Below are 20273 nucleotides of genomic sequence, written 5' to 3' on the forward strand. Positions count from 1 at the left end.
AAAAAAACAAAACAATACCTAGGGATATTGTTGTTTCCATAGTTTTTTATAGAGGGAGTTCGCGAACCTCTCCCATGCAGTGCACGGAATTTCTTCTTTCATTGACAAAGCTTATTGTAACATATTGTATACTACCATAAAAAATTTCTGATTTTTCCGCTATTTTCATTTCATTTCTATCATTTTATAGTATGATTAATCTAATATTAGAAGGGAGGAGGCATCCCACTGAAACTCTTTATTATTTACCTCTTTTTAAATATATTATCCATTCTCGTTACGATGCTTATCTATCACTTATTTTGGAATCAAAAAGGCAAACGATCTCCTAAATTAAATTCAGCTATATTTATTGTATTGTGTTGCCTCGCTACCATACTATGTATCACATTTGCTGCGAAAACAGATTATGGATTTCAATTTGATATGCGTCATATCGTATTAATTGTCGGCACATTAACAGGGGGACCTATTGCTGGTGCTTCCATTTTAACTGTATTAAACATATACCGCTTTTTATTAGGAGGAGTAGGTGTTTTCCCATCCCTTATCGCTTCAGTGCTCCTATTTATTGTTTTACTCTTAACATACAAACTGTTTAACCGAAGTTCTAACCGTATAAAAATAGCACTCGCTATCTTTTACAGTCTCATATTCGGATTTGGCTGGATACCATTTTTCCTTGCAGAAGTTACAAATAAGGCTGATTATATACCGCATATTATCGTGTACGAAATATGTACAATGATTGGAACAATCCTTATTTTATATTTACTTCACATATTACAAACGCAAATTCGTCTTCAAAATGAACTTATGAATGCTGAAAAATTTCATTTAATCGGTGAAATGGCAGCTTCTATCTCTCATGAAATTCGTAATCCTTTAACTTCAACGAAAGGATTTTTGCAACTTTTACAGTCAGATACATGTTCTGAAAAGGAACGGAAATTATATATCGACATAGCCATTAATGGTATCGAACAAGCAAATCATGTTCTTACAGACTACTTAACTTTTGCAAAACCGAGTATTGAAAAAGAACAACAATTACAAGTAGAGGAAGAATTACTTCATGCGTTATCTTTAATTACACCTCTCGCGAATTTAACAAATGTTCGTATACACTACATAAAACAAAGTACATCGTTTTTTATAGCTGGTGAAAAGCAAAAACTGAACCAATGCTTATTAAATATTTTAAAAAACTGTATTGAGGCAATGCCTAACGGCGGTGACCTTATTCTTACATTAGTTCCAGACCATAAACATCTACAATTGTTTATAAAAGACACAGGAGTTGGTATGGATCAAGAACAAGTAAAACGACTCGGGTCACCTTTCTATTCAACGAAAGAAAAGGGGACTGGACTCGGAATGATGGTCGTCTTTAGTGTCATCCAAGCAATGAATGGGAAAATTGATATTATAAGCGAAAAAGGGACAGGTACAACCTTTTTGTTAACTTTCCCGCTCATAAAAAAAACGTGATGAAATTCATCACGTTTTTTCTGTTCCTTCCACTAATTCAGCAAAAGCTTTCACTTTTCCATGTGGTTTTTGATTCTCTTTACGAGCTTTCCAAGCACGTTCTTCTTCTCGCTTCTTTTTCGCCATACTTTGTTCACTCCTTCTAACTCTTTCACGAAGTATTATTCCAAAGTGGGATAGGAAACTATGCATCGTTTTTTCTGTCTCACTTTGGAATCTTTATCATGCAGCCCTCCGCTTTTGAAGTGAGGTTTAATACTACGCACAAAAAAAGAAACGGGCAGATCACCCGTCTCTCTCGTCTTATCGTTGTAGTATTGAATGTTTCGCCTCTTTTAACTGCGTAAGATGTCGTTGTTCGTGCAAATCAAGAAATTGAACCCACTGATACAAATTTAAATCATTAAAAATAGGATGCTTTAATCCATTTTCAAATAATTCATTTTCATCTATAACACTATGAAGCGCATGTAATAGTTCTTGTCGTGAATGTTCTAGTAATTGAATTCCTTGTTGTTTTTTCATTAAAGTTTCTGTTGGTTTCATTTGCTGAGGAGCTTCTCGTTTATGTGTGCGATCAAGCGTAAGTTGGAGGTCTTTAAATGGAGCCAGTTTTCTTTCTTTTTTTTGTAAAGCATATACAAGGGCAGATGTGACAGATTGTTCAACCAAATGCAAGTGATGTAAAATCTGAATGATACTCCATTTATCACGGCGTGGCTTTACATTCACTTCTGTATCATTTAACATTTCAATTTCTGATAATAGCGTGCTTCGGGTAGAGTGTAATGAGTTCACCAAACTTTCTAAACTCACATCCATATTAGAGTGGAGCATACTTCTTTCCCCCTTTTTGTTGGTAAAAAGAGGTGCCCTATATTCGAAACACCTCTTTTGATAATTCTGAATTTTCTTTTATTATCTCATTATTTTCCCATTATGTCGATGTTAAACATGTGAAAAAAAGCGCATGTTTTTTACAATTTTGTGTCGTCAATCGCGTGTAACCATGCTTCAATTTCGGTAATTACACTTTTCACACAGCCTTCAGCAAATGGCGATGTTAAATTTGCAACTTCTACTAATTCTAAGAATGATTTACTTCCACCTTGTTGGCACAGATTCACATAATCTTCCCACGCATCTTGTCTATTATCTCTTGCACGTTTCCAAAATTGCAGTGCACAAATTTGCGCTAACGTGTAATCGATATAGTAGAACGGCGAGCTATAAATATGTCCTTGACGTTGCCAGAAACCACCGCGCTCTAAATAATCATTATCTTCGTAGTCACGATGTGGCAAATACTTCTTCTCTATGTTACGCCATGCTGTCTTACGCTCCTCAGGTGATGCTTCTGGATTTTCATACACATAATGCTGGTATTCATCAACAGATACGCCATATGGTAAAAACAGAAGCGCTGAACTTAAGTGAGAGAAGTAATATTTATCTGCATCTTCTTCAAAGAATAGCTTCATCCATGGCCATGTAAAGAATTCCATGCTCATAGAATGGATTTCACACGCTTCATACGTTGGCCAATTATATTCTGGAATTTCAAATTTACGGCTTTCATATACTTGGAAAGCATGACCAGCCTCATGTGTTAATACGTCAATGTCACCAGATGTTCCATTAAAGTTCGAGAAAATAAATGGTGCTTTATAATTTTCAATATATGTACAATATCCACCGCCAGCTTTTCCTTTTTTCGCAACTAAATCTAATAAATCATTATCTAACATGAAATTGAAAAACTCATCTGTTTCAGCCGATAACTCTTTATACATCGTTTTCCCATGATTAATAATCCAATCTGCATCTCCTTTTGGAGTCGGATTACCTGTAGCAAACTCAAAGTTTTCATCGTAATACGCTAACTTCTCTACATCGATACGCGCTTTTTGTCTCTTTCTTAATTCCGTTGTAACTGGAACAATATAATCAAGTACTTGCTGACGATAATTCGCCACCATCTCCGCATTATAATCTGTACGGTACATTCTTGCATATCCAAGTTCAACAAAGTTTTTAAAACCTAAAGTTTTTGCGATTTTCGTTCTCACTTTAACAAGCTCATCATAAATACGATCTAGTTCTTCCTCATTCTCCGCTAAAAATCCGTAGTATGCTTCACTTGCTGCTTTCCGTTCGCTTCTTTCTTTTCCTTGCATAAACGGAATCAGTTGCGATAACGTTCGCTCTTCTCCAGCAAAGTCAATTTTTGCAGATGCTAATAACTGCGTATATTGTGAAGACAATTTGTTCTCTAATTGTAAATCCTTCACGACTTCATCTGAATATGTTTTCAAATCACATTCTGCTAAGGCAAATAATTGCTTTCCATAATACGCCTCTAATTCTTCACGAAATGGAGAATTAATTAACGCCTTATAATATTTTGTTCCATACCCTTGTACAACTGGAGAATATTCATCAAAGAAATCTTGCTCTTCCTTATAAAAAGCATCTGTCGTATCAACAGAATGACGAATGTAACAAAGGTTCCCCATTGTACCAAAATCATTACGAATTTCATTAATTGAATTGATTACTTGTTTTTGTTCTTCAACCGTTTTTGTATTATCAAACTTTTCTAAAGCAACAGTAAACTTCTCTTTTAATTCCTCAATATTTGGCCGTTTATATTCATAGTCTTTAAATGACATGAACGAGCCCCCTCTCCGTTATATGCATCATTACTATAATTCAATGCTCACTTGCATATTTCCTTTTATTCTTTAGCAAAAAGCAGCAGTTGCTGTCATAATGACATGTAAACAAAAAAGCCTTGGATTTATTTATCCAAAGCTCATTTGGAACATATTATTATTTTTCATACTTTCCAATTTTTTTTAGTAGGCCAAGTAATTCATCCTTTTCATCCTTCGTTAACATTTCAAAAGACTGATGTATAACTTGCTCATGCCCTGGAAAAATAGAAGCAATAAAGCTCTCTCCAGACTCAGTTAATTGTGCATAAATAACACGTCTATCATTCGGGCATGGGATTCTCTTTACTAGCCCCTTTTTTTCTAGCTTATCTACAACATATGTAATGCTGCCGCTAGCTATTAAAATACGCTCACCAATTTGCTGCAGTGGTTGACCACCTTTATGATATAGCAGTTCTAACACAGCAAATTCAGTTGGATTTAACCCGTTACTTTGTATGGACTTATTTGTAGTATCCATAACAGAACGATGTACACGAGATAATGCGATAAATACTTTTAAAGATTGAGAAATATCTTCTCGTTCATTATTTGATGTCATACAACTTTCAACCCTTCACTTAAATTCTCAGCAATAAAAAGAAAAAATAGCTTAATACTTCATGTAATTTCCGAATGAGTATTCATTCACTCACTCATTTCCTCTCCCCTAACGTACTCCGAATGATTCTTGAATAAAAACATGACAATTTTAACATAGTTTATATATAATGATAATAAAAAAGAAGGAGTACCAAATTTGAAATTCAAATTCCAAAGCATAGTTTTATATATATTGCTTGTTATCCTACCAACAATAGGGATTGGTGCTACATTTTATTCGTATCATACGTATAAAATGAACCAGGAAAACAAACTATCTGCTCACACTGTTCTCTTTTTATATAGAGACTATTTAGACCATCATCTTGGTGAAGCAATCTCAGCCTTAGAGATGCTCGCAAAGATCGTAGGGACTGAAACCGGAAACATGAATGGGATTAAACAGATTGTACATGATACGGATGGCAATGACGAACGTTTTTCTGGTCTATATTATGCTACGACAGACGGGATGATTACAATCGCATCCGAAGGCGAATCAATGCCTGTTGACGTCTCAGACCGCCAGTATATTCAAGACGCCTTACGAACTAAGAAAACAACTGTATCATCAGTCATTACAGATCGCGTTCTTGGACATCAAGCTATTATGATTGCCTCTCCAATATTTAATAAACAAAAAGAGCTCTCAGGCTTATTATTAGCTAGTTTACGCTTTGACTACATTTCATCTTCTTTAAATGCTATTAAACCACAATACCATTTTGAAGTAACTGATACGCATGGTGTAGTTTTTCTAACTGATGATAATAATGGCACAAATGATAAGCATTCTAATATGCTTACTACCCCGCTACAAAAATTAAATTGGACGGTCTCTGTTTCTCCGTTACCTATTCACAAGAAAATTTTATATCAGCTAGTTTCAATAGAGTGTGTAGCTACTTTATTTTTAATGTCTATTTTATTTTTGCTTGCTCAATATATATTATTAAAACGTCAAACAAAACTGGAAAGACAACAAAATGAACTGCAAAAAATTGAATTGGTTGGAACTTTTGCAGCGAGTACAGCACATGAAATACGAAATCCTCTTACTGGAATTAAAGGACTCGTCGCTCTATTAAAGGAGAAATATAAAGATGAACAGGATCAGTTCTACTTTTCCATAATCGAACAAGAAATAGAACGAATTAATGAAATTGTAAGCGAATTTCTTATTCTTGGAAAGCCAACTGCCATCATCGAACAAACATATGATGTAAGAACAATTCTAAATGAGGTAGCATTGATTATTCAATCTGAGGCGAATCTACATAACATTGTATTCCATTTACATTTGCCAGACCATCCTGTTTATATCCGGTGCTCAAAAGACCATATGAAACAAGTGGTTTTAAACATTACAAAAAATGCAATTGAAGCCATGAGCTCTAGTGATACATTAACAATTATCGTCACAAACAATAAGACACACGCACAATTGCAAATTATAGATACTGGAAAAGGGATTCCAAAACATATTCAAAAACACCTCTTTCATCCGTTCTTTACTAATAAAGATACTGGAACAGGTCTTGGACTTGTCATATGTAAACGAATTGTAGAGATGTACAATGGGCATATTTTTATAGACAGTATAGAAAACGAAGGAACGACAGTTCATATCGAAATTCCGTTACACATAGTATAATTATCCTTACCTCGAAAGGATAATTATACTTATTTCATAAAACCAGCCACAAGCATTCGCCAAAAATTACTTGATTTTCCCTCATACCCGATTTGAAAAATAGGTACCTTTATAATTGAAAACCATTTCGGTGTTTGCTTTTCTTTATAACACTGGTACTGTAAAATAAGCTTGTCCAACTCTTGACTCACTTGAATTGTCTCCATACTATTTAACCCACTTGTTAATCCTAATTGAATCATTTCTTCACGTTTCATATGAATATCACGTGAAAGCTTTTCTAATGTGTACTTCCTTTTTACAGTAAACATCCATATCCCCCTTAGTATACTTCCTTGCTCTTCACTTCTCCATTGACCTTTTTACCGTTTTATCATATGTAAATTTGAAGAATCAGAAAATTTAACATTTTCTCCCTGTAATTTACAAATCTTTACCCTCACTTTGAGAATTATTACAAATTATTCTATCTTTGTAAATACATTCGCAATAATAGACATTTTTTTCATCTTCTTTTTTTATAAATATCAATTAAATAGCGGATTCTCTATTTTTCACACTCTTTTCTTCGACATTTTTTGTTTAATTTATATAAAAAAGCAAAACATAATGATGATTGATAAAGTGAAACTTTAATCAGTCGGCGGGATGGTTCACCACACCGATTATTAACCCACACCAATCGGACGTTTACGGACAGTTTTCCTATCTAACTTCTTTGCTCCAGCCGAATTTGAGGTGTGAATCTTACTTCCCGCAAATAGCGGGATAAAATAGAAAGGAAATATTTATATGCGCAAATATACGATTGCAATGCTCATTTTTACTATGTTCTTACCGTTTTTCTTGTTTCCGATTCAAGCAAATGCTCATACGAATAAAGTAGCCATTGTCATTGATGACTTCGGCAATAATATGAAGGGGACTGATAAAATGTTATCACTTCCCATCCCACTGACTGTTGCTGTTATGCCTTTTCTTCCTTCCACAAAAGAAGATGCAATAGCAGCCCATAAAAAAGGACACGAAGTTATTATACATATGCCTATGGAACCTATTAAAGGTAAAAAAGAATGGCTTGGACCAAAAGCAATTACAACTGATTTAAGTGATGAAGAAATAAACAATCGACTCGAACAAGCGATTCAAGAAGTACCGCATGCAATTGGAATGAATAATCATATGGGGTCAAAAGTAACAGCGGACGAAAGAATTGTACGACTTATACTTGCAGCTTGTAAAAAGCACGGTTTATTTTATTTAGATAGCAAAACAAACCCTAATAGTGTCGTCCCAAAAATCGGAAAAGAATTAGGAGTGCCGATTATTGAAAACCAACTATTTTTTGATGATGTGTATACAGCAGGACATATTTCAAAACAAGCCCAATTACTCATCAAAAAAATTCAAGAAAAACCTATAATGGTAGCTATCGGACATGTTGGGCCTCCAGGTGAAATTACGTCAAACGTTATTGAAACCTCTATTCCTAAAATTCGCGAACATGCAGACTTTATTTTTTTGTCTGATTTAGCATTATCTCCACCTCCTGTTTCAAAATAATATTCATTCCTCATACTAAAAAAGGTACCAATCCATATGTAGCAGATCGGTACCTTTTTTAACTTAAATATAATCTACATGACTCACCCTAAAACCTTTTTTCTCTATTTTTTCGATTAATTGCTTTAATCTTTTTTCATTTAACTCATCTGTTATATTTACAATCACACGGCGAATATATTGATCGCCGTTATCTAGCGTAAACAGTCCACCGATATTATATGCTTTTAACAACGTCCCGAGTTCTTTAATCGTTCCTTTACAATCTTGGGTTGCAATTGTTAATATATAACCACCCGTCTGCATACCGAATGAATCTTCAATAACATCAAATACATTGGAATGTGTTAAAATACCGACAAACTCATTATAATCATTTAAAACGGATAAAAACGGTAAACGACGAATAACATAAAATGCTCTGAAGAATGAATCCTTCTCAAAAATAAATGCAGAGGAGTCTTCCAGCATATCTCCTGTACTTAATTTCTCTAAGCCGTTATTACATTTCTTTTCTAATAGATCTACTTTATAAATAATCCCCATGAATTTCTTCTCATCTTCTGCTAATACAGGGATTGCTCGAAATCCCGTTTCATTCATAATTTGCAAAGCCTCTTCACCGGAATCGTTTATTTTGCAAAAGGTTACTTGCTGTTTTGGCAGAAAATGATATTTAACTCGCAAAATATGTTCCTCCTTACATGTCAACATGTAATCTATATATAATAAGGAGACCTATATTTTATGAGTAAAATTATTTTTAAAACGCTTTCATTTATTTGTTGACTTGTAACAACATCACAAACATTTTTATATAACAGAACTTTTCGCACCCTTAATCATTAACAACTTCACATGATAATTCATTAAATATTCTATACCCTCTAACCATTTTTTCGCTTCTTCTGGCGTTTTTCCCCACACGATCATGCCATAATTATGAACAAGAACAACTCCTCCACCTTCAATAAAATTCGGAACATTACTTTCTAATAAATCAGCAAATTTCTTTTCATCTTCTACAATTGGAATTGTCATTTCTGTTATGCCTTCTTTTCCAAAAACACGTTCCACACTACGTTTATCGAATGTTACTTCTCCTTCTTTTCCATACAACTCTGATATTAAATGACTATCTACAGTCTGCACTTGTAAAATGCATTCTGCACTACTTTTTTTATAAATATCCGCATGCATAAATGATTCTGCAGCTGGTTTCTCTTCATTTTCAAAGACTGGCTCACACATGCAATTTACGACAATAAAATCCTCTTCTGAAAATAGCCCTTTATCTCTTCCCTCGACATTCACTAAAAATGTTAATGGCTCTTTTGACGTACATAATGATAAACTAATTTTTGTACCATAAAACCAATCACGAAGTGCCAATTCAGACTTCACATCTTTTAATTCATTCCATTTCTTCAGAAAAAATAACATTTCGTCACCCCCGGCATAATATTCATATAAGGTTCGAATCCTTTTTATGTAAAAGGAATATTTTTTGATTATTCTAAAAATTTAATTGAATTATCACATGAGAATGCTTTTTTGTCAATATGGTTTCACAGCTCTTCTACAAAATGGGCCCTTCATATACTTAGTAGCCTCTTCATTTCATACATAAAAAAATACGTTATTCTTCTTATTTAAAGAATAACGTATTTTTCTTATTTTTTATTTCGTTATTGCGTTATATAAAAACTGTGCATACTCTTCGCGTTTTACGAAGTCATCACCTAAAAAGTTTCCTTTCCCATCACCTTTTGATATGTTATTGTCCGCTAAAGCTTTCACATATCCTTCTGCCCAATGACCCTTTGGTACATCTTTAAAGCTCCCTACAGTATTTCCATTTTCCTTCAACTGGAATACTTTTTGTAGTACTACTGACATTTCATATCGAGTTAATACGCCATCTGGACGGAACTTACCATTGCCATCGCCCGTCATAATTCCGGCTTGTGCAACTGCTTCAATAGCCCCTTCATACATATTTCCTTTCGTATCTGTGAACTTCGTTTTCTGTTCTACATTTTGCTCCAACTTCAAGTACTTTTGTATTAAAACTGCTACTTGACCACGAGTAACGTTATCACCAAATCCAAATTGTCCATTTCCATAACCTGCAAATATCTTTTCTTTCGCTAAATGATTAATTGCTTTCTCTGACCAATGGCCCTTTGGTACATCTTTAAATTCTATTACTTCTTCAGATACTTTTTGATTTACAACATTTTGAATTACAGAACCGGTGAAGAAAATGCCTGTATCCGCAAATGGGTCTTTCACACCAAATTCATATACTTTCTCACCTGGTGTACTCCACTTCACTGCATCGTTACTATACGTACCACCTTCGCTCTTCAAACGAATTTTTGTAGAGATTTTACCATCCTTTTCGTATACAGGTACTTTCACTTCTTTATTTACTTCTGTTTCCTCTAAAAATACTTTTTGATTTTGAACATTAATGTAAGCTGTTTTACTTAATTCTACAACTGGTCGAACATCACGGATTTCATTTGCAACAAAACTTAAGAATACTAACTTTTTCAAATTACTAGCCGGTGTTAAGTCTGCAATATAATTCGCTTCTAAATCAAGTTTTTGTAAGTTTACTAGACTTGATAATGGAGTAATATCCTTTAACTCATTGTTAGGTAAGTGTAATTGTTTTAACTGTGTCATCTTACTTAGAGGAGTAACATCTTTTATTTCATTTTTCCCGATCCACAATTCTTCTAATTGCTTCATTTGCTCAATGCCGGATAAATCTTTAACTTTATTACGTGTTAATACTAAGTCTGTTAAAGGTAATGAATATAACGGTTTAATATCTTCAATTTGATTACCAGCTAAAGTTAAGTATGTTACATTTTTTAACGCGCTTAATGGAGCAACATTCGTAATTTTATTATTTGCTAAATTCAAGTAATCTAGTTGTTCCATTTTCGCTAATGCTGTTACATCTTCTATTTGGTTACCTGATAGATATAAACTTTTTACATTTTTCATTTCAATTAGTGGTGCAACGTTTGTAATTTTATTATTACTCAAATCAAGGGATTCTAAATTATCCATCTTAACAAGTGGTGTTACATCTGAAAATTCATTACCACGCAAAGCTAAATGATTTAATTGCTTTAAGTTCGCAAAGAACGACGGATCTTTTATCTTCGCATTCGCAACTGTTAAAGATTTTAAATTCGGCATATATTTTAATGCACTATAATCAAGAATCTCATTCGTATTTAAAAACAAGTCCTTTACTTGTAATAACTCTTCTTTCGTAATTGGTGTATTTAAATCTTTTCTATTAAATACTTTTTTATTAACAAGTTCTCTTAATTTGTTATCTGTTATCATATTTTGAGTATCAACCGGATTATCTATTTCCGTATTGCCTGAATTAGAGTTATCATCTGGTTTCTCTGTTTCTTTGTCACCTACAGTTGGATCTTTAATTTCAAATTGAACTTGATATTTGTGATCATATCCAATAGCCGGAATAAGTATATGCATTTGCATATTATGCTTCTTCTCAAACTCGCCAATTTCAAATTGAACTACTTTCGTTCCATTCTTCCTCTTATCTTCTGACAAAACCTCCACATCATGAAATACGCCAGGTTGATTTTTATCTTCTATTCTAAGATATTGAAAATAATCGCTATCTTGTAAGGTTACAGTAACAATATTTTTCCCGTTTTCAATTGCTACTTTAGGATTTTTTATGTATTGAGAAACCATAGATGGCTCGTCTTTTTGGTCCTTATATATTTTAATCTCAGTATCGTATGTACGTTCATTAGCTGCTACCGATTGGTTTGCTTCAATCTTTATTGCTGCTAATGCTGGAGTAGAATAAGCAGCAAATGGAATTGCTAATGTTGTCGCTACTAATAGCGCCTTCATATAATTTTTTTTCAAAATAATATCCCCTATCATATATAATTTTTATAATTGATAACTTTTATCAATTACCTACAAATAAATGATAATGAATCTCATTATCATTGTCAATGGTAATATTACATTAAGTTTATATTTCCATGTATAAAAAATAAAAACCCTTTATTCAAAGGGCTTTTTTACCTATTGTATGAAGAATTTCACTTTTTTCCTTCTCATTGATGACACCAATTTTTTGCAGAATATTCGCGTACAATACAAGTTTATTATATATTCGTTCTGACATGTTTCCCCTTCTTTCCTTCGACCAACTTTTTTTGTATTGGTAAATTATATGAAAGAAATGAGAAAATGTGTCCACTTTTTGCATGAATACAAATCTTTTATCCCGCTATTTGCGAGCAGTAAAACTCCCACCTAAAAATCAGGTGGGAGTTCAATTTATTTAGCAAACTGTCCATTGAATATTATGCTTTTTAGCTTCTTCTTCAAAACTATATGGCATTTTTTTATCACAAATAACATGCTGAATACGAGAAAAGGCTGCTATTCGATAATTCCCTTTTACGCCTACCTTTGTATGATCACATAGAATATATGTTTTTTCCGCTAATTTCATCATCGCTTCTGACAGTTTCGCTTTTTCTAATTCAAAGCTGGAAACTCCAAAACTAGGCAATAACCCGTCCATCGAAATAAACGCTTTATGAAAATGAAATTGATGAATGACTTGCTGAGAAATAGATCCTGATACGCGTGAATGCTTTGGAGATACTTTCCCGCCAATAAATAAAACTTCGCCGTGAAACATCTTTTTATTAATGGAAGAGATTAATTGTGTTGCAACTGGAAAAGAGCTCGTAACTATCGTTAAATTTTTACGATGAACAAGATATGGTACCATTTGAAGTGGTGTACTCCCATCATCAATCGCAATAACATCTCCATCTTCCACAAACGTTGCTGCTTTATAACCAATTCTTTTCTTCTCTTCTATATGCAGCATTTCTCTTTCTAGCATCGGTGCCTCTACCCCGGCTCCAGGAAGTTGAACAGCTCCACCATACACTTTCTTCAGCTTCTTTTCACGATCTAATTCTTCTAAATATCGACGAATTGTTTCTGTTGATACAGCAAATTCTCTTGCTAATTCTGAAACTTTCACTTTCCCTTTAAACTCTACCTTTTCAAGAATGGTTCGCTTTCTTTCTTCTCCTACTACAGACATAGCTTCACCCCATTTATATCTACCTCATAAACTTCCTTGCTTATACAAAGTTATAATTTTCTTTGTAAGTAGAAACCTCTTCATGAATATGAATACCACGCTTTTCTAACTCATCAAAAATCATTTGCGGATTCTCAAAAGCGAATTCGGGTGTAACAATACCAACTCTATTTACATTTCCATTTGCAATTAGCTCTGTAGCAATCCCAAATGGAATACCAACGTTTCTCGTATAAGCTCTTAATTTTTCCCATCCTGCAATAGATCCATCAGATAACGGATGTGTATGATATAATACATGCCTTTGCTTCTCATTATTTTTCATACCTACTACTTCTACATGAAGTGCATAACCATAAAGCTCTGTTTCTTGTCCTTCTTTTGATTTTAGTAAATACTTTGAAATGCAATCCATAATCCCAATCTCTTTACCATCTATTTCAATCTGATCATTACGCAATATGCCGTAATCATATAAGGCGCGTACGAGCTGCATGTTTTGCTTTGGCCAAGTTCCTCTCGTCTCGATCAATTTGACACCTTTATTTTCTAACGCCTTTGCTAACGTAAACGTTTCAGAATGCGGTATGATATACTGCGTTGTCTTACCATAAGGCGCCGGCAATTCAATTTCTCTCGGGCGCGCAAACGGGGGTACCTGCTTAAACTCACCATCTTCATACACTGTACGCGATGGTAAATGTGGATCATACTCATATGTCGTTGTCTCTGTAATAGATGCAGAAAAAGCAATCGGACGATATGAACCATGACTTACACGAACTGACTCTACCGTATCTAGCTGATTTGCTGCATGCATGGCCATCATTTGCGTTACACCTGGCGTCATACCAAATCCAGGTAAACATGTTTTTCCGTTTTGAACAAATATAGAATGCGAATCATTTTCTTCACCAAATCCGTTCAAGTTCACACCATGACAACCTGCTTCTGCGATACATCGAGTAGACAATCCATTTAACTTAATTGTCGTACCATCCATTACAATGTCATAGCCCTTCATTTTTGCAACTGTATCCTCATGATTTGTTACATCTACTTTCACAAAATCAACACGAGGATCGTTGAGCCATTCTACTACTTTAAGGCCCTCTTCCTCATTAAAATCGGCTACCGTAATTGTCTCAAATGATGAATATTGAACTAAATCCAAAATTGCTTCACGACAAATTTTACCTGCTCCACCTAAGCAAAATACTTTCAACCTATCACAACTCCTTTCGCGATACTATCAACTAAGCGATTAATATCTTCTTCATGTACATCACCGATATTTCCAATGCGGAACGTATCTACTTTCGAAATTTTTCCTGGGTAAATAACAAATCCATAACGTTTTAGCTCGCTATATAACTGTTGAAACTCAAAGTTCTCTTTTGGATAAATGAAAGATGTAATAATAGGAGATTGATATTCTTCATCTACTAATGCTCGAAAACCAATTTCCCCCATCCTATTCACTAATAGCTTTTGATTGTTGTAATATCGGTTGTAACGTGCGCTTATTCCGCCCTCTTCTTCTAATTCAAGCAGTGCTTTATAAAAAGCATGTACAACATGTGTAGGTGAAGTAAAACGCCATTTCCCATTTTGATTTTCCATCGTTTCCCACTGATCGTATAAATCTAAAGATAATGAACGTGCCTGCCCTTTACATTTCAACAATTCATCGCGTTTTGCAATAACAAAGCCGAATCCTGGAACTCCTTGAATACATTTATTCGCACTACTAATTAAAAAATCAATTTGCAAATCAGCAATGTCTATTTCAATCCCGCCGAAACTACTCATTGCATCAACTAGTGTTACTTTTCCGTATTGCTTCCCTAATTTACATACATCTACAATTGGATTGATAATGCCTGTTGTTGTTTCACAATGAACAACTGCAATATGTGTAATCTCTTTATCTTGTTGTAATATCTTTTCTACTTCTACAATATTAGTAGGCTCCCACTCTTCTGTTTGACTGACCACCACATCTATATGTAACATCTCTGCCATTTGTACAATTCGCTTACCGTATGCACCATTTGTACAAACGAGAAGCTTTCCGTTTTTGGGAATAACAGAACCAATTACTGCTTCAACTGAAAACGTACCGCTTCCTTGCATTAATACTGTTGTATATTTCTCTTCTTTCTTCGTTGCTAACGATACAAGTTTAGCCCTTACTTCTTGTACCATCGTGTTATATTCAACATCCCACGTACACCAATCGTATAGCATAACTTCTTTTACTGTTTTTGTTGTCGTTAATGGTCCTGGCGTTAATAATAAGTAGTGATTTTCAGTCATGATCCCGTGCCCCTTTTATGAAATAATAAGTTCTTGTTTCTCGATATGTTCCATTACATTTTCGAGTTCCTGCATCGTTTCTATCGTAAAGTGCGCCCCATTTTCAACGAAACGATTACGAACTACTTCTATTTTTTCACGAAGTTCTGCTGGATCCATATGCTCCACTTCCTCTTCAGTTAAGCCGAGTTCGCTACTGCCAAGAATTACACCAACTGTCCACATACCAGCATTTCTTCCCTCTTTCATATCTGATACCGTGTCTCCAATTTTCATCATATGATTCATCGGATATACACCAAGTTCCATCGCATTTTTATAGCACATCCACGGATATGGACGACCCGCCGGAACATCATCTGGCGTTACAAGAAAATCAGGTTTATATCCTTGTAGTGCTGCTTCTTTTGCTACAATGTCCATCATTTCTCTCGTATAACCAGTCGTCGAACCAATTTTAATTCCTCTTTCACGTAAAGAAGCAATCACTTCTTTTACTCCATGAATTGGCGACGCATAGCGCGGTAAAATAGTGAAGAGGATTTCTTCAAATTCTTCATACATCTCATGAATGTCTGCTTCTGTTGGTGATTGTCCGAAAACACGATTCCACTCATTCGCAATACGAGGCATCTCCGTTAGTGCCCTTACATGGTCTATTTTTAATAATCCCATTGGCTTACGTGCTTCTTCTACGGTAATTGCAATACCGCGTTTATGGAAAATCTCCATAAATACTTCCAGTGGTGCAAAACATCCGTAATCAACTGTCGTACCTGCCCAATCAAAAATAACCGCTTCTACTTTCATTCAATCCATCACCCTTCTTATTTATCTTTTTTGCCATTGTGACGTTCGGTTACGAAGTGCTTTCGTTCCCCATTCATATACAACTCTTACTACAATATTTGTAACAACAATAAGTACACTCATTGCAGCTGCTGGCGCTACATTTCCTGCATCATCCATATTTACGATTGATACGGCAGCTAGTTTAAAATCAGCCGCGTATAAGAATACAACTGCAGAAACAGTCACCATTGAGTTTACAAAGTAGTACATAACCATCTCTAAAATTGCCGGTAAGCACATTGGTACTGTTACTCTAAAGAATGTTTTATAAAACGGAATACCCATCGACTGCGAAACAAGCTCAAACTCTCGATCTAATTTCTTTAAAGCAGTCGTTGCGGTAACGAATGTTACCGAATAAAAATGAATGATGTTTACTAGTACTAACACAGCGATTGTTCCGTATAAAGAATGGAACGGGTTCGTTACTGAAAGTCCAAATATTTGAATCGTTGGCTGACTAAAGAAAAAGACGTATCCCAATCCAAGTACTAAACCTGGTATCGCTAAAGGCACAATAGAGAAAAAATAACTTGTTTTTCTGAAGAACTGTAGCTGATCTATTTTCTCAATCGCATATGCGAACATAAATGTTAAAATTGCCCCAATCACTGCTGTAACTGCTGAGACAATTACGCTATTTTTAAATGCTTCGAGTCCATCTCCTGTTAAACTTGAGAAATTAAAATGCTCAAATGTAAAACTCATATTATATGGCCATACTTTCACACTTGCAGCAATACCAACTGCCACAAATAAAAGAATGATCATAAGTGTAATTACACTACAATATATGAATGAAACTACATCTCTTTTCTTATTAGCCGTTATTCTATATGGTACTGCTTTTGAAGATAAGAAATTTGCCTGCTTTCTTTGCGTAATACGATCAACTGCAAACGCAAATATAGCTGGGATTAATAAAATCATTCCGACAGTTGCACCCATCGGCATATTTTGTTGTCCAATTACTTGTTTGTATACATCAGTAGCAAGTACATTATATTGCCCACCAACAATTTTTGGTGCGCCAAAATCAGTGAAACTAAGTGTAAATACAACGAACATCGCACTAATTAATCCGTACTTTACACTAGGTAAAGTAACAGTGAAAAATTGCTTCATCTTACTCGCTCCTAACATATTAGAAGCTTCATATAAACGGTAATCAGATCCTTGGAAAGCAATTAATAATATAAGAAAGGCTTGCGGAAATGTATACATGACTTCAGCTATTACAATTCCTACTGGTCCATATAAAGGGATTTGTATACCTTCAAACAAACCAAACATCCCTTTCGTTACTAACCCTTGATTACCAAATAAATATGTAAGTGCGATACCGTGCATCATCGTTGGTGCAAATAATGGTAGCAACGCGATATATTGAAATACACGCTTCCCAAATACATTCGTACGACCGATCGCATAGGCGTAAGCGAAAGCAAGTGTCACTGCAATAATTGTTGTCACGCCCGAAATCCATATCGTATTTTGTAATGATTGAACTAACGTTGGTGTTGTGAAATATTTACTGAAATTCGCAACACCAATAAAAGCTCCATCTTTATCATAAAAAGCTTGTGTAAACAATTGTAATAGTGGCAATACAAGCATAATCAAAAAGGCAAGAATCATACCAATAATTAATAGTCTTTGTATCCACTCTTCTTTACCGATACGTCTCTTAATCTTTTTTTTCGTACTTTCTACCTTTAAATTTTCTAACATCTCCATCTATACAACAACCTTCTTTCCATATGACAACATATGATTTTCTGAGAAAGAGATTTGAATCGGCTTTCCTTTCCTAATAGCTGTTTTTTCTACTTCTGATGCCAATATATCTACAACGATTTTCTCATTATATAGATGTGTTTCCTCATCTATAACTCGCACTTCTGTCCGGTATACAGATCCGCGAAACTCCATGCTTTCTACAATTGTTTTAATACCATTATTTTGTACGACTGTTACATGTTCCGGACGAATTGCATGCTTTTCGTTATTTTTCGAAAAGAAATTAATAGAACCAATAAAATCTGCCACAAACGGATTAGCTGGTCTTTGATAAATCTCCTCAGGTGTTCCAATCTGCATAATTTCCGCATGATTCATTACAACAATTTTATCAGCCATCGTTAATGCCTCTTCTTGATCATGCGTGACCATAATAGTTGTTACTCCTACTTTTTCTTGCAAATCACGCATTTCTCTACGTAACTTTTCACGTACTTTTGCATCTAAAGCAGATAATGGCTCATCCAGTAACAAAATATCCGGAGACAGAGCGAGCGCACGTGCAAGTGCAACTCGCTGCTGTTGTCCGCCAGACATTTGAGCAGGATATTTATCTTTTACATTCAGTAAATCAACTAGTTCTAACGCCGATAGCGCCTTCTCTTTTACTTCTGCTTTTCCATATTTTTTTGTCTTTAAGCCGTATTCAATGTTTTCAAGTGCTGTTAAATTTGGAAATAGTGCATATGATTGAAACACCATTCCAAAATTCCTCTTTCCAGGAGGTAATGCTGTAATATCTTTTCCATTCACAGCTATACTGCCTGTTGTTGCCTCTTCTAGCCCTGCTAAAATTCGAAGCAATGTTGTTTTCCCACAGCCACTTGGGCCTAATAAACATACAAACTCATTTTTTTTCACAGTAAAAGAAATATCTTTTAACGCTGTAAATGCATCAAACTGTTTTTGAATGTGTTGAATTGATAAATATTCGCTCATTTTTTCTCTCTCCCACTCACTTACTTTTTCGGTTCTGCTTTTTGGCCAAACTCTTTTTCCCATTTTTCTAAAATTTTGTCGCGATTTTCTGCTGCCCACTTAAAGTCATTCTTTTTGTATAACTTTTCTGTCACATCTTTCGGGAATCCATCTGGAAGTTTATAATCATTTTTAATTGTCGCAAATCCATTTTTCTCGAAGTACAACTTCATTACATCATCAGTAATTGCCCAATCTAAAAATGCTTGCGCTAATTTTTCATTTTTTGCATTATCTTTTTTAATAAGTGCGTTCGCTTCTACTTCCCAACCTAATCCCTCTTTCGGCAATACAACTTCAACTGGTGCACCTTTTTGTTTCTCTTTCAAAGCACTATAAACCATCGATACGCCAACTGGATATTCACCTGCACCTGCTAGTTTCGCTGGTTTTGAACCTGAATGTGTATAAGATGCCATATTATCATGAAGTTTCTTCATGTACTCCCAGCCTTTATCTTCACCCATAATTTGTAACCATGCAGAAACTGTTAAGAATCCTGTTCCCGAAGATGCTGGATGTGGCATAACAAGCGTTCCTTTATACTCTGGTTTCGTTAAATCTTCATACGATTCCGGCATTGGTAAATTTTTCTTTTTTAATTCTTCTTTATTTACAGCAATCCCCGTCATAAATGCAGTATTTCCTACCCATTTTTCTGGCTGCTTATCATCTTTAAATTGCGGAAGAACACGATCTGCTCCTTTTGGAGAGTATCCTTTTAACATATCTTTTTTATCTAAAGCCAATAGACTTGATGCAGCAGTTCCCCATACAACATCTGCTTGTGTATTTTTTCCTTCCGCTAGCAATTTCGCTGTAATAACTCCTGTTGAATCACGTACAATGTTCAACTTAACATCGGGATATTTCTTTTTAAAAGAATCAAGATAAATTGGTACAAGTTCTTCTTCAATCGCTGTGTAAACAGTTAATGACCCAGATAATTTATCATCTTTTACTTTTGCCCCAGCACTTTCTTCTTTCTTTGCACCACACCCCATTAATAACGAAAATACCATTCCAGTTGCTACAGCTTTAAAGATTGTTTTTTTCACTGTCTCTCTCTCCTTTTACAAATCTTATGTACAACTCAAATATAAACAACTAGTGTAAAAGCAGTATTAAACCAACATTAATCTTTTGTTTG

Annotated in this window: 18 protein-coding genes and 1 riboswitch; of the genes, 3 read left to right on the forward strand and 15 right to left on the reverse strand. The window is 34.7% G+C overall.

Annotation, left to right across the window (positions count from 1 at the left end; all coding sequences use genetic code 11):
- Positions 1-32 precede the first annotated feature (32 nt).
- Positions 33-76: riboswitch (PreQ1 riboswitch) on the reverse strand.
- A 206-nt stretch (positions 77-282) separates the two neighbouring features.
- Positions 283-1491 carry an ATP-binding protein gene (locus tag BAQ48_RS02740; RefSeq protein WP_071709886.1) on the forward strand — a complete coding sequence of 403 codons (1209 nt, stop codon included), beginning with the start codon at positions 283-285 and terminating at the stop codon, positions 1489-1491.
- Positions 1492-1500: 9 nt separating this feature from the next.
- Here the strand turns inward: BAQ48_RS02740 and BAQ48_RS28160 are convergent, their stop codons facing one another.
- From BAQ48_RS28160 to BAQ48_RS02760, 4 genes are all read right to left on the reverse strand, one after another.
- Positions 1501-1617, reverse strand: coding sequence for a DUF6254 family protein (locus BAQ48_RS28160; RefSeq protein WP_001085166.1), 117 nt, complete (start codon positions 1615-1617; stop codon positions 1501-1503).
- Between the two features lie 177 nt (positions 1618-1794).
- On the reverse strand, positions 1795-2328 hold the full coding sequence (locus BAQ48_RS02750; protein ID WP_000903271.1) for a DinB family protein: 534 nt from the start codon (positions 2326-2328) through the stop codon (positions 1795-1797).
- A 140-nt stretch (positions 2329-2468) separates the two neighbouring features.
- Positions 2469-4163, reverse strand: a complete 1695-nt coding sequence (locus BAQ48_RS02755) for a M3 family oligoendopeptidase (protein ID WP_071709887.1) — start codon at positions 4161-4163, stop codon at positions 2469-2471.
- Positions 4164-4323: 160 nt separating this feature from the next.
- On the reverse strand, positions 4324-4770 hold the full coding sequence (locus BAQ48_RS02760) for a MarR family winged helix-turn-helix transcriptional regulator (protein WP_071709888.1): 447 nt from the start codon (positions 4768-4770) through the stop codon (positions 4324-4326).
- A gap of 198 nt (positions 4771-4968) precedes the next feature.
- On the opposite strand from BAQ48_RS02760, the gene BAQ48_RS02765 reads away from it, so the two are divergent.
- Entirely contained in the window at positions 4969-6465 is a 1497-nt protein-coding gene (locus BAQ48_RS02765; protein WP_071709889.1) for a DUF3149 domain-containing protein, read from the forward strand.
- Positions 6466-6494: 29 nt separating this feature from the next.
- Here BAQ48_RS02765 and BAQ48_RS02770 read toward each other — a convergent pair whose 3' ends face one another.
- Positions 6495-6776 carry an aspartyl-phosphate phosphatase Spo0E family protein gene (locus tag BAQ48_RS02770; protein WP_000495528.1) on the reverse strand — a complete coding sequence of 94 codons (282 nt, stop codon included), beginning with the start codon at positions 6774-6776 and terminating at the stop codon, positions 6495-6497.
- Between the two features lie 481 nt (positions 6777-7257).
- On the opposite strand from BAQ48_RS02770, the gene BAQ48_RS02775 reads away from it, so the two are divergent.
- A complete protein-coding gene (locus BAQ48_RS02775) occupies positions 7258-8028 on the forward strand; it encodes a divergent polysaccharide deacetylase family protein (RefSeq protein ID WP_001234130.1) in 771 nt (256 codons plus the stop codon).
- 63 nt (positions 8029-8091) lie between these two features.
- On the opposite strand, the gene cbpA is transcribed toward BAQ48_RS02775, so the two are convergent.
- The 10 genes from cbpA to BAQ48_RS02830 form a co-directional block, all read right to left on the reverse strand.
- Positions 8092-8715: a cyclic di-AMP binding protein CbpA gene (cbpA, locus tag BAQ48_RS02780; protein ID WP_071709890.1), complete on the reverse strand. Its 624-nt coding sequence runs from the start codon at positions 8713-8715 to the stop codon at positions 8092-8094.
- Between the two features lie 126 nt (positions 8716-8841).
- Complete coding sequence (locus BAQ48_RS02785) at positions 8842-9471, reverse strand: class II aldolase/adducin family protein (RefSeq protein WP_000895999.1); 630 nt, start codon at positions 9469-9471, stop codon at positions 8842-8844.
- A gap of 237 nt (positions 9472-9708) precedes the next feature.
- A complete protein-coding gene (locus tag BAQ48_RS02790; protein WP_084064370.1) occupies positions 9709-11982 on the reverse strand; it encodes an NEAT domain-containing leucine-rich repeat protein in 2274 nt (757 codons plus the stop codon).
- Between the two features lie 409 nt (positions 11983-12391).
- Positions 12392-13174 (reverse strand): DeoR/GlpR family DNA-binding transcription regulator, encoded by a 783-nt coding sequence (locus BAQ48_RS02800; RefSeq protein WP_000117664.1) that lies wholly within the window; start codon positions 13172-13174, stop codon positions 12392-12394.
- 40 nt (positions 13175-13214) lie between these two features.
- Positions 13215-14399, reverse strand: coding sequence for a saccharopine dehydrogenase family protein (locus BAQ48_RS02805; protein WP_071709892.1), 1185 nt, complete (start codon positions 14397-14399; stop codon positions 13215-13217).
- Entirely contained in the window at positions 14396-15493 is a 1098-nt protein-coding gene (gene phnW / locus BAQ48_RS02810; protein WP_071709893.1) for a 2-aminoethylphosphonate--pyruvate transaminase, read from the reverse strand. The genes BAQ48_RS02805 and phnW overlap by 4 nt, the downstream gene beginning before the upstream one ends.
- 15 nt (positions 15494-15508) lie before the next feature.
- Positions 15509-16303, reverse strand: a complete 795-nt coding sequence (gene phnX / locus BAQ48_RS02815; protein WP_071709894.1) for a phosphonoacetaldehyde hydrolase — start codon at positions 16301-16303, stop codon at positions 15509-15511.
- A gap of 21 nt (positions 16304-16324) precedes the next feature.
- Complete coding sequence (locus tag BAQ48_RS02820; RefSeq protein WP_071709895.1) at positions 16325-18082, reverse strand: putative 2-aminoethylphosphonate ABC transporter permease subunit; 1758 nt, start codon at positions 18080-18082, stop codon at positions 16325-16327.
- Positions 18083-19084 (reverse strand): putative 2-aminoethylphosphonate ABC transporter ATP-binding protein, encoded by a 1002-nt coding sequence (locus tag BAQ48_RS02825; protein WP_071709896.1) that lies wholly within the window; start codon positions 19082-19084, stop codon positions 18083-18085.
- Between the two features lie 20 nt (positions 19085-19104).
- Positions 19105-20181 carry a putative 2-aminoethylphosphonate ABC transporter substrate-binding protein gene (locus tag BAQ48_RS02830; protein ID WP_071709897.1) on the reverse strand — a complete coding sequence of 359 codons (1077 nt, stop codon included), beginning with the start codon at positions 20179-20181 and terminating at the stop codon, positions 19105-19107.
- Between the last annotated feature and the right edge of the window lie 92 nt (positions 20182-20273).

Origin of the sequence: Bacillus luti (assembly GCF_001884105.1) — a bacterium.
GTDB classification, from domain to species: domain Bacteria; phylum Bacillota; class Bacilli; order Bacillales; family Bacillaceae_G; genus Bacillus_A; species Bacillus_A luti.

What these genes read in the sequence shown, in the direction of transcription:
- BAQ48_RS28160 (WP_001085166.1), bottom strand. Translation starts at nt 1,617, where the DNA reads ATGGCGAAAAAGAAGCGAGAAGAAGAACGTGCTTGGAAAGCTCGTAAA.
- BAQ48_RS02770 (WP_000495528.1), bottom strand. Translation starts at nt 6,776, where the DNA reads ATGTTTACTGTAAAAAGGAAGTACACATTAGAAAAGCTTTCACGTGAT.
- phnW (WP_071709893.1), bottom strand. Translation starts at nt 15,493, where the DNA reads ATGACTGAAAATCACTACTTATTATTAACGCCAGGACCATTAACGACA.
- BAQ48_RS02750 (WP_000903271.1), bottom strand. Translation starts at nt 2,328, where the DNA reads ATGCTCCACTCTAATATGGATGTGAGTTTAGAAAGTTTGGTGAACTCA.
- BAQ48_RS02775 (WP_001234130.1), top strand. Translation starts at nt 7,258, where the DNA reads ATGCGCAAATATACGATTGCAATGCTCATTTTTACTATGTTCTTACCG.
- BAQ48_RS02785 (WP_000895999.1), bottom strand. Translation starts at nt 9,471, where the DNA reads ATGTTATTTTTTCTGAAGAAATGGAATGAATTAAAAGATGTGAAGTCT.
- BAQ48_RS02790 (WP_084064370.1), bottom strand. Translation starts at nt 11,982, where the DNA reads ATGATAGGGGATATTATTTTGAAAAAAAATTATATGAAGGCGCTATTA.
- BAQ48_RS02740 (WP_071709886.1), top strand. Translation starts at nt 283, where the DNA reads ATGCTTATCTATCACTTATTTTGGAATCAAAAAGGCAAACGATCTCCT.
- BAQ48_RS02800 (WP_000117664.1), bottom strand. Translation starts at nt 13,174, where the DNA reads ATGTCTGTAGTAGGAGAAGAAAGAAAGCGAACCATTCTTGAAAAGGTA.
- phnX (WP_071709894.1), bottom strand. Translation starts at nt 16,303, where the DNA reads ATGAAAGTAGAAGCGGTTATTTTTGATTGGGCAGGTACGACAGTTGAT.
- BAQ48_RS02755 (WP_071709887.1), bottom strand. Translation starts at nt 4,163, where the DNA reads ATGTCATTTAAAGACTATGAATATAAACGGCCAAATATTGAGGAATTA.
- BAQ48_RS02825 (WP_071709896.1), bottom strand. Translation starts at nt 19,084, where the DNA reads ATGAGCGAATATTTATCAATTCAACACATTCAAAAACAGTTTGATGCA.
- BAQ48_RS02760 (WP_071709888.1), bottom strand. Translation starts at nt 4,770, where the DNA reads ATGACATCAAATAATGAACGAGAAGATATTTCTCAATCTTTAAAAGTA.
- BAQ48_RS02820 (WP_071709895.1), bottom strand. Translation starts at nt 18,082, where the DNA reads ATGGAGATGTTAGAAAATTTAAAGGTAGAAAGTACGAAAAAAAAGATT.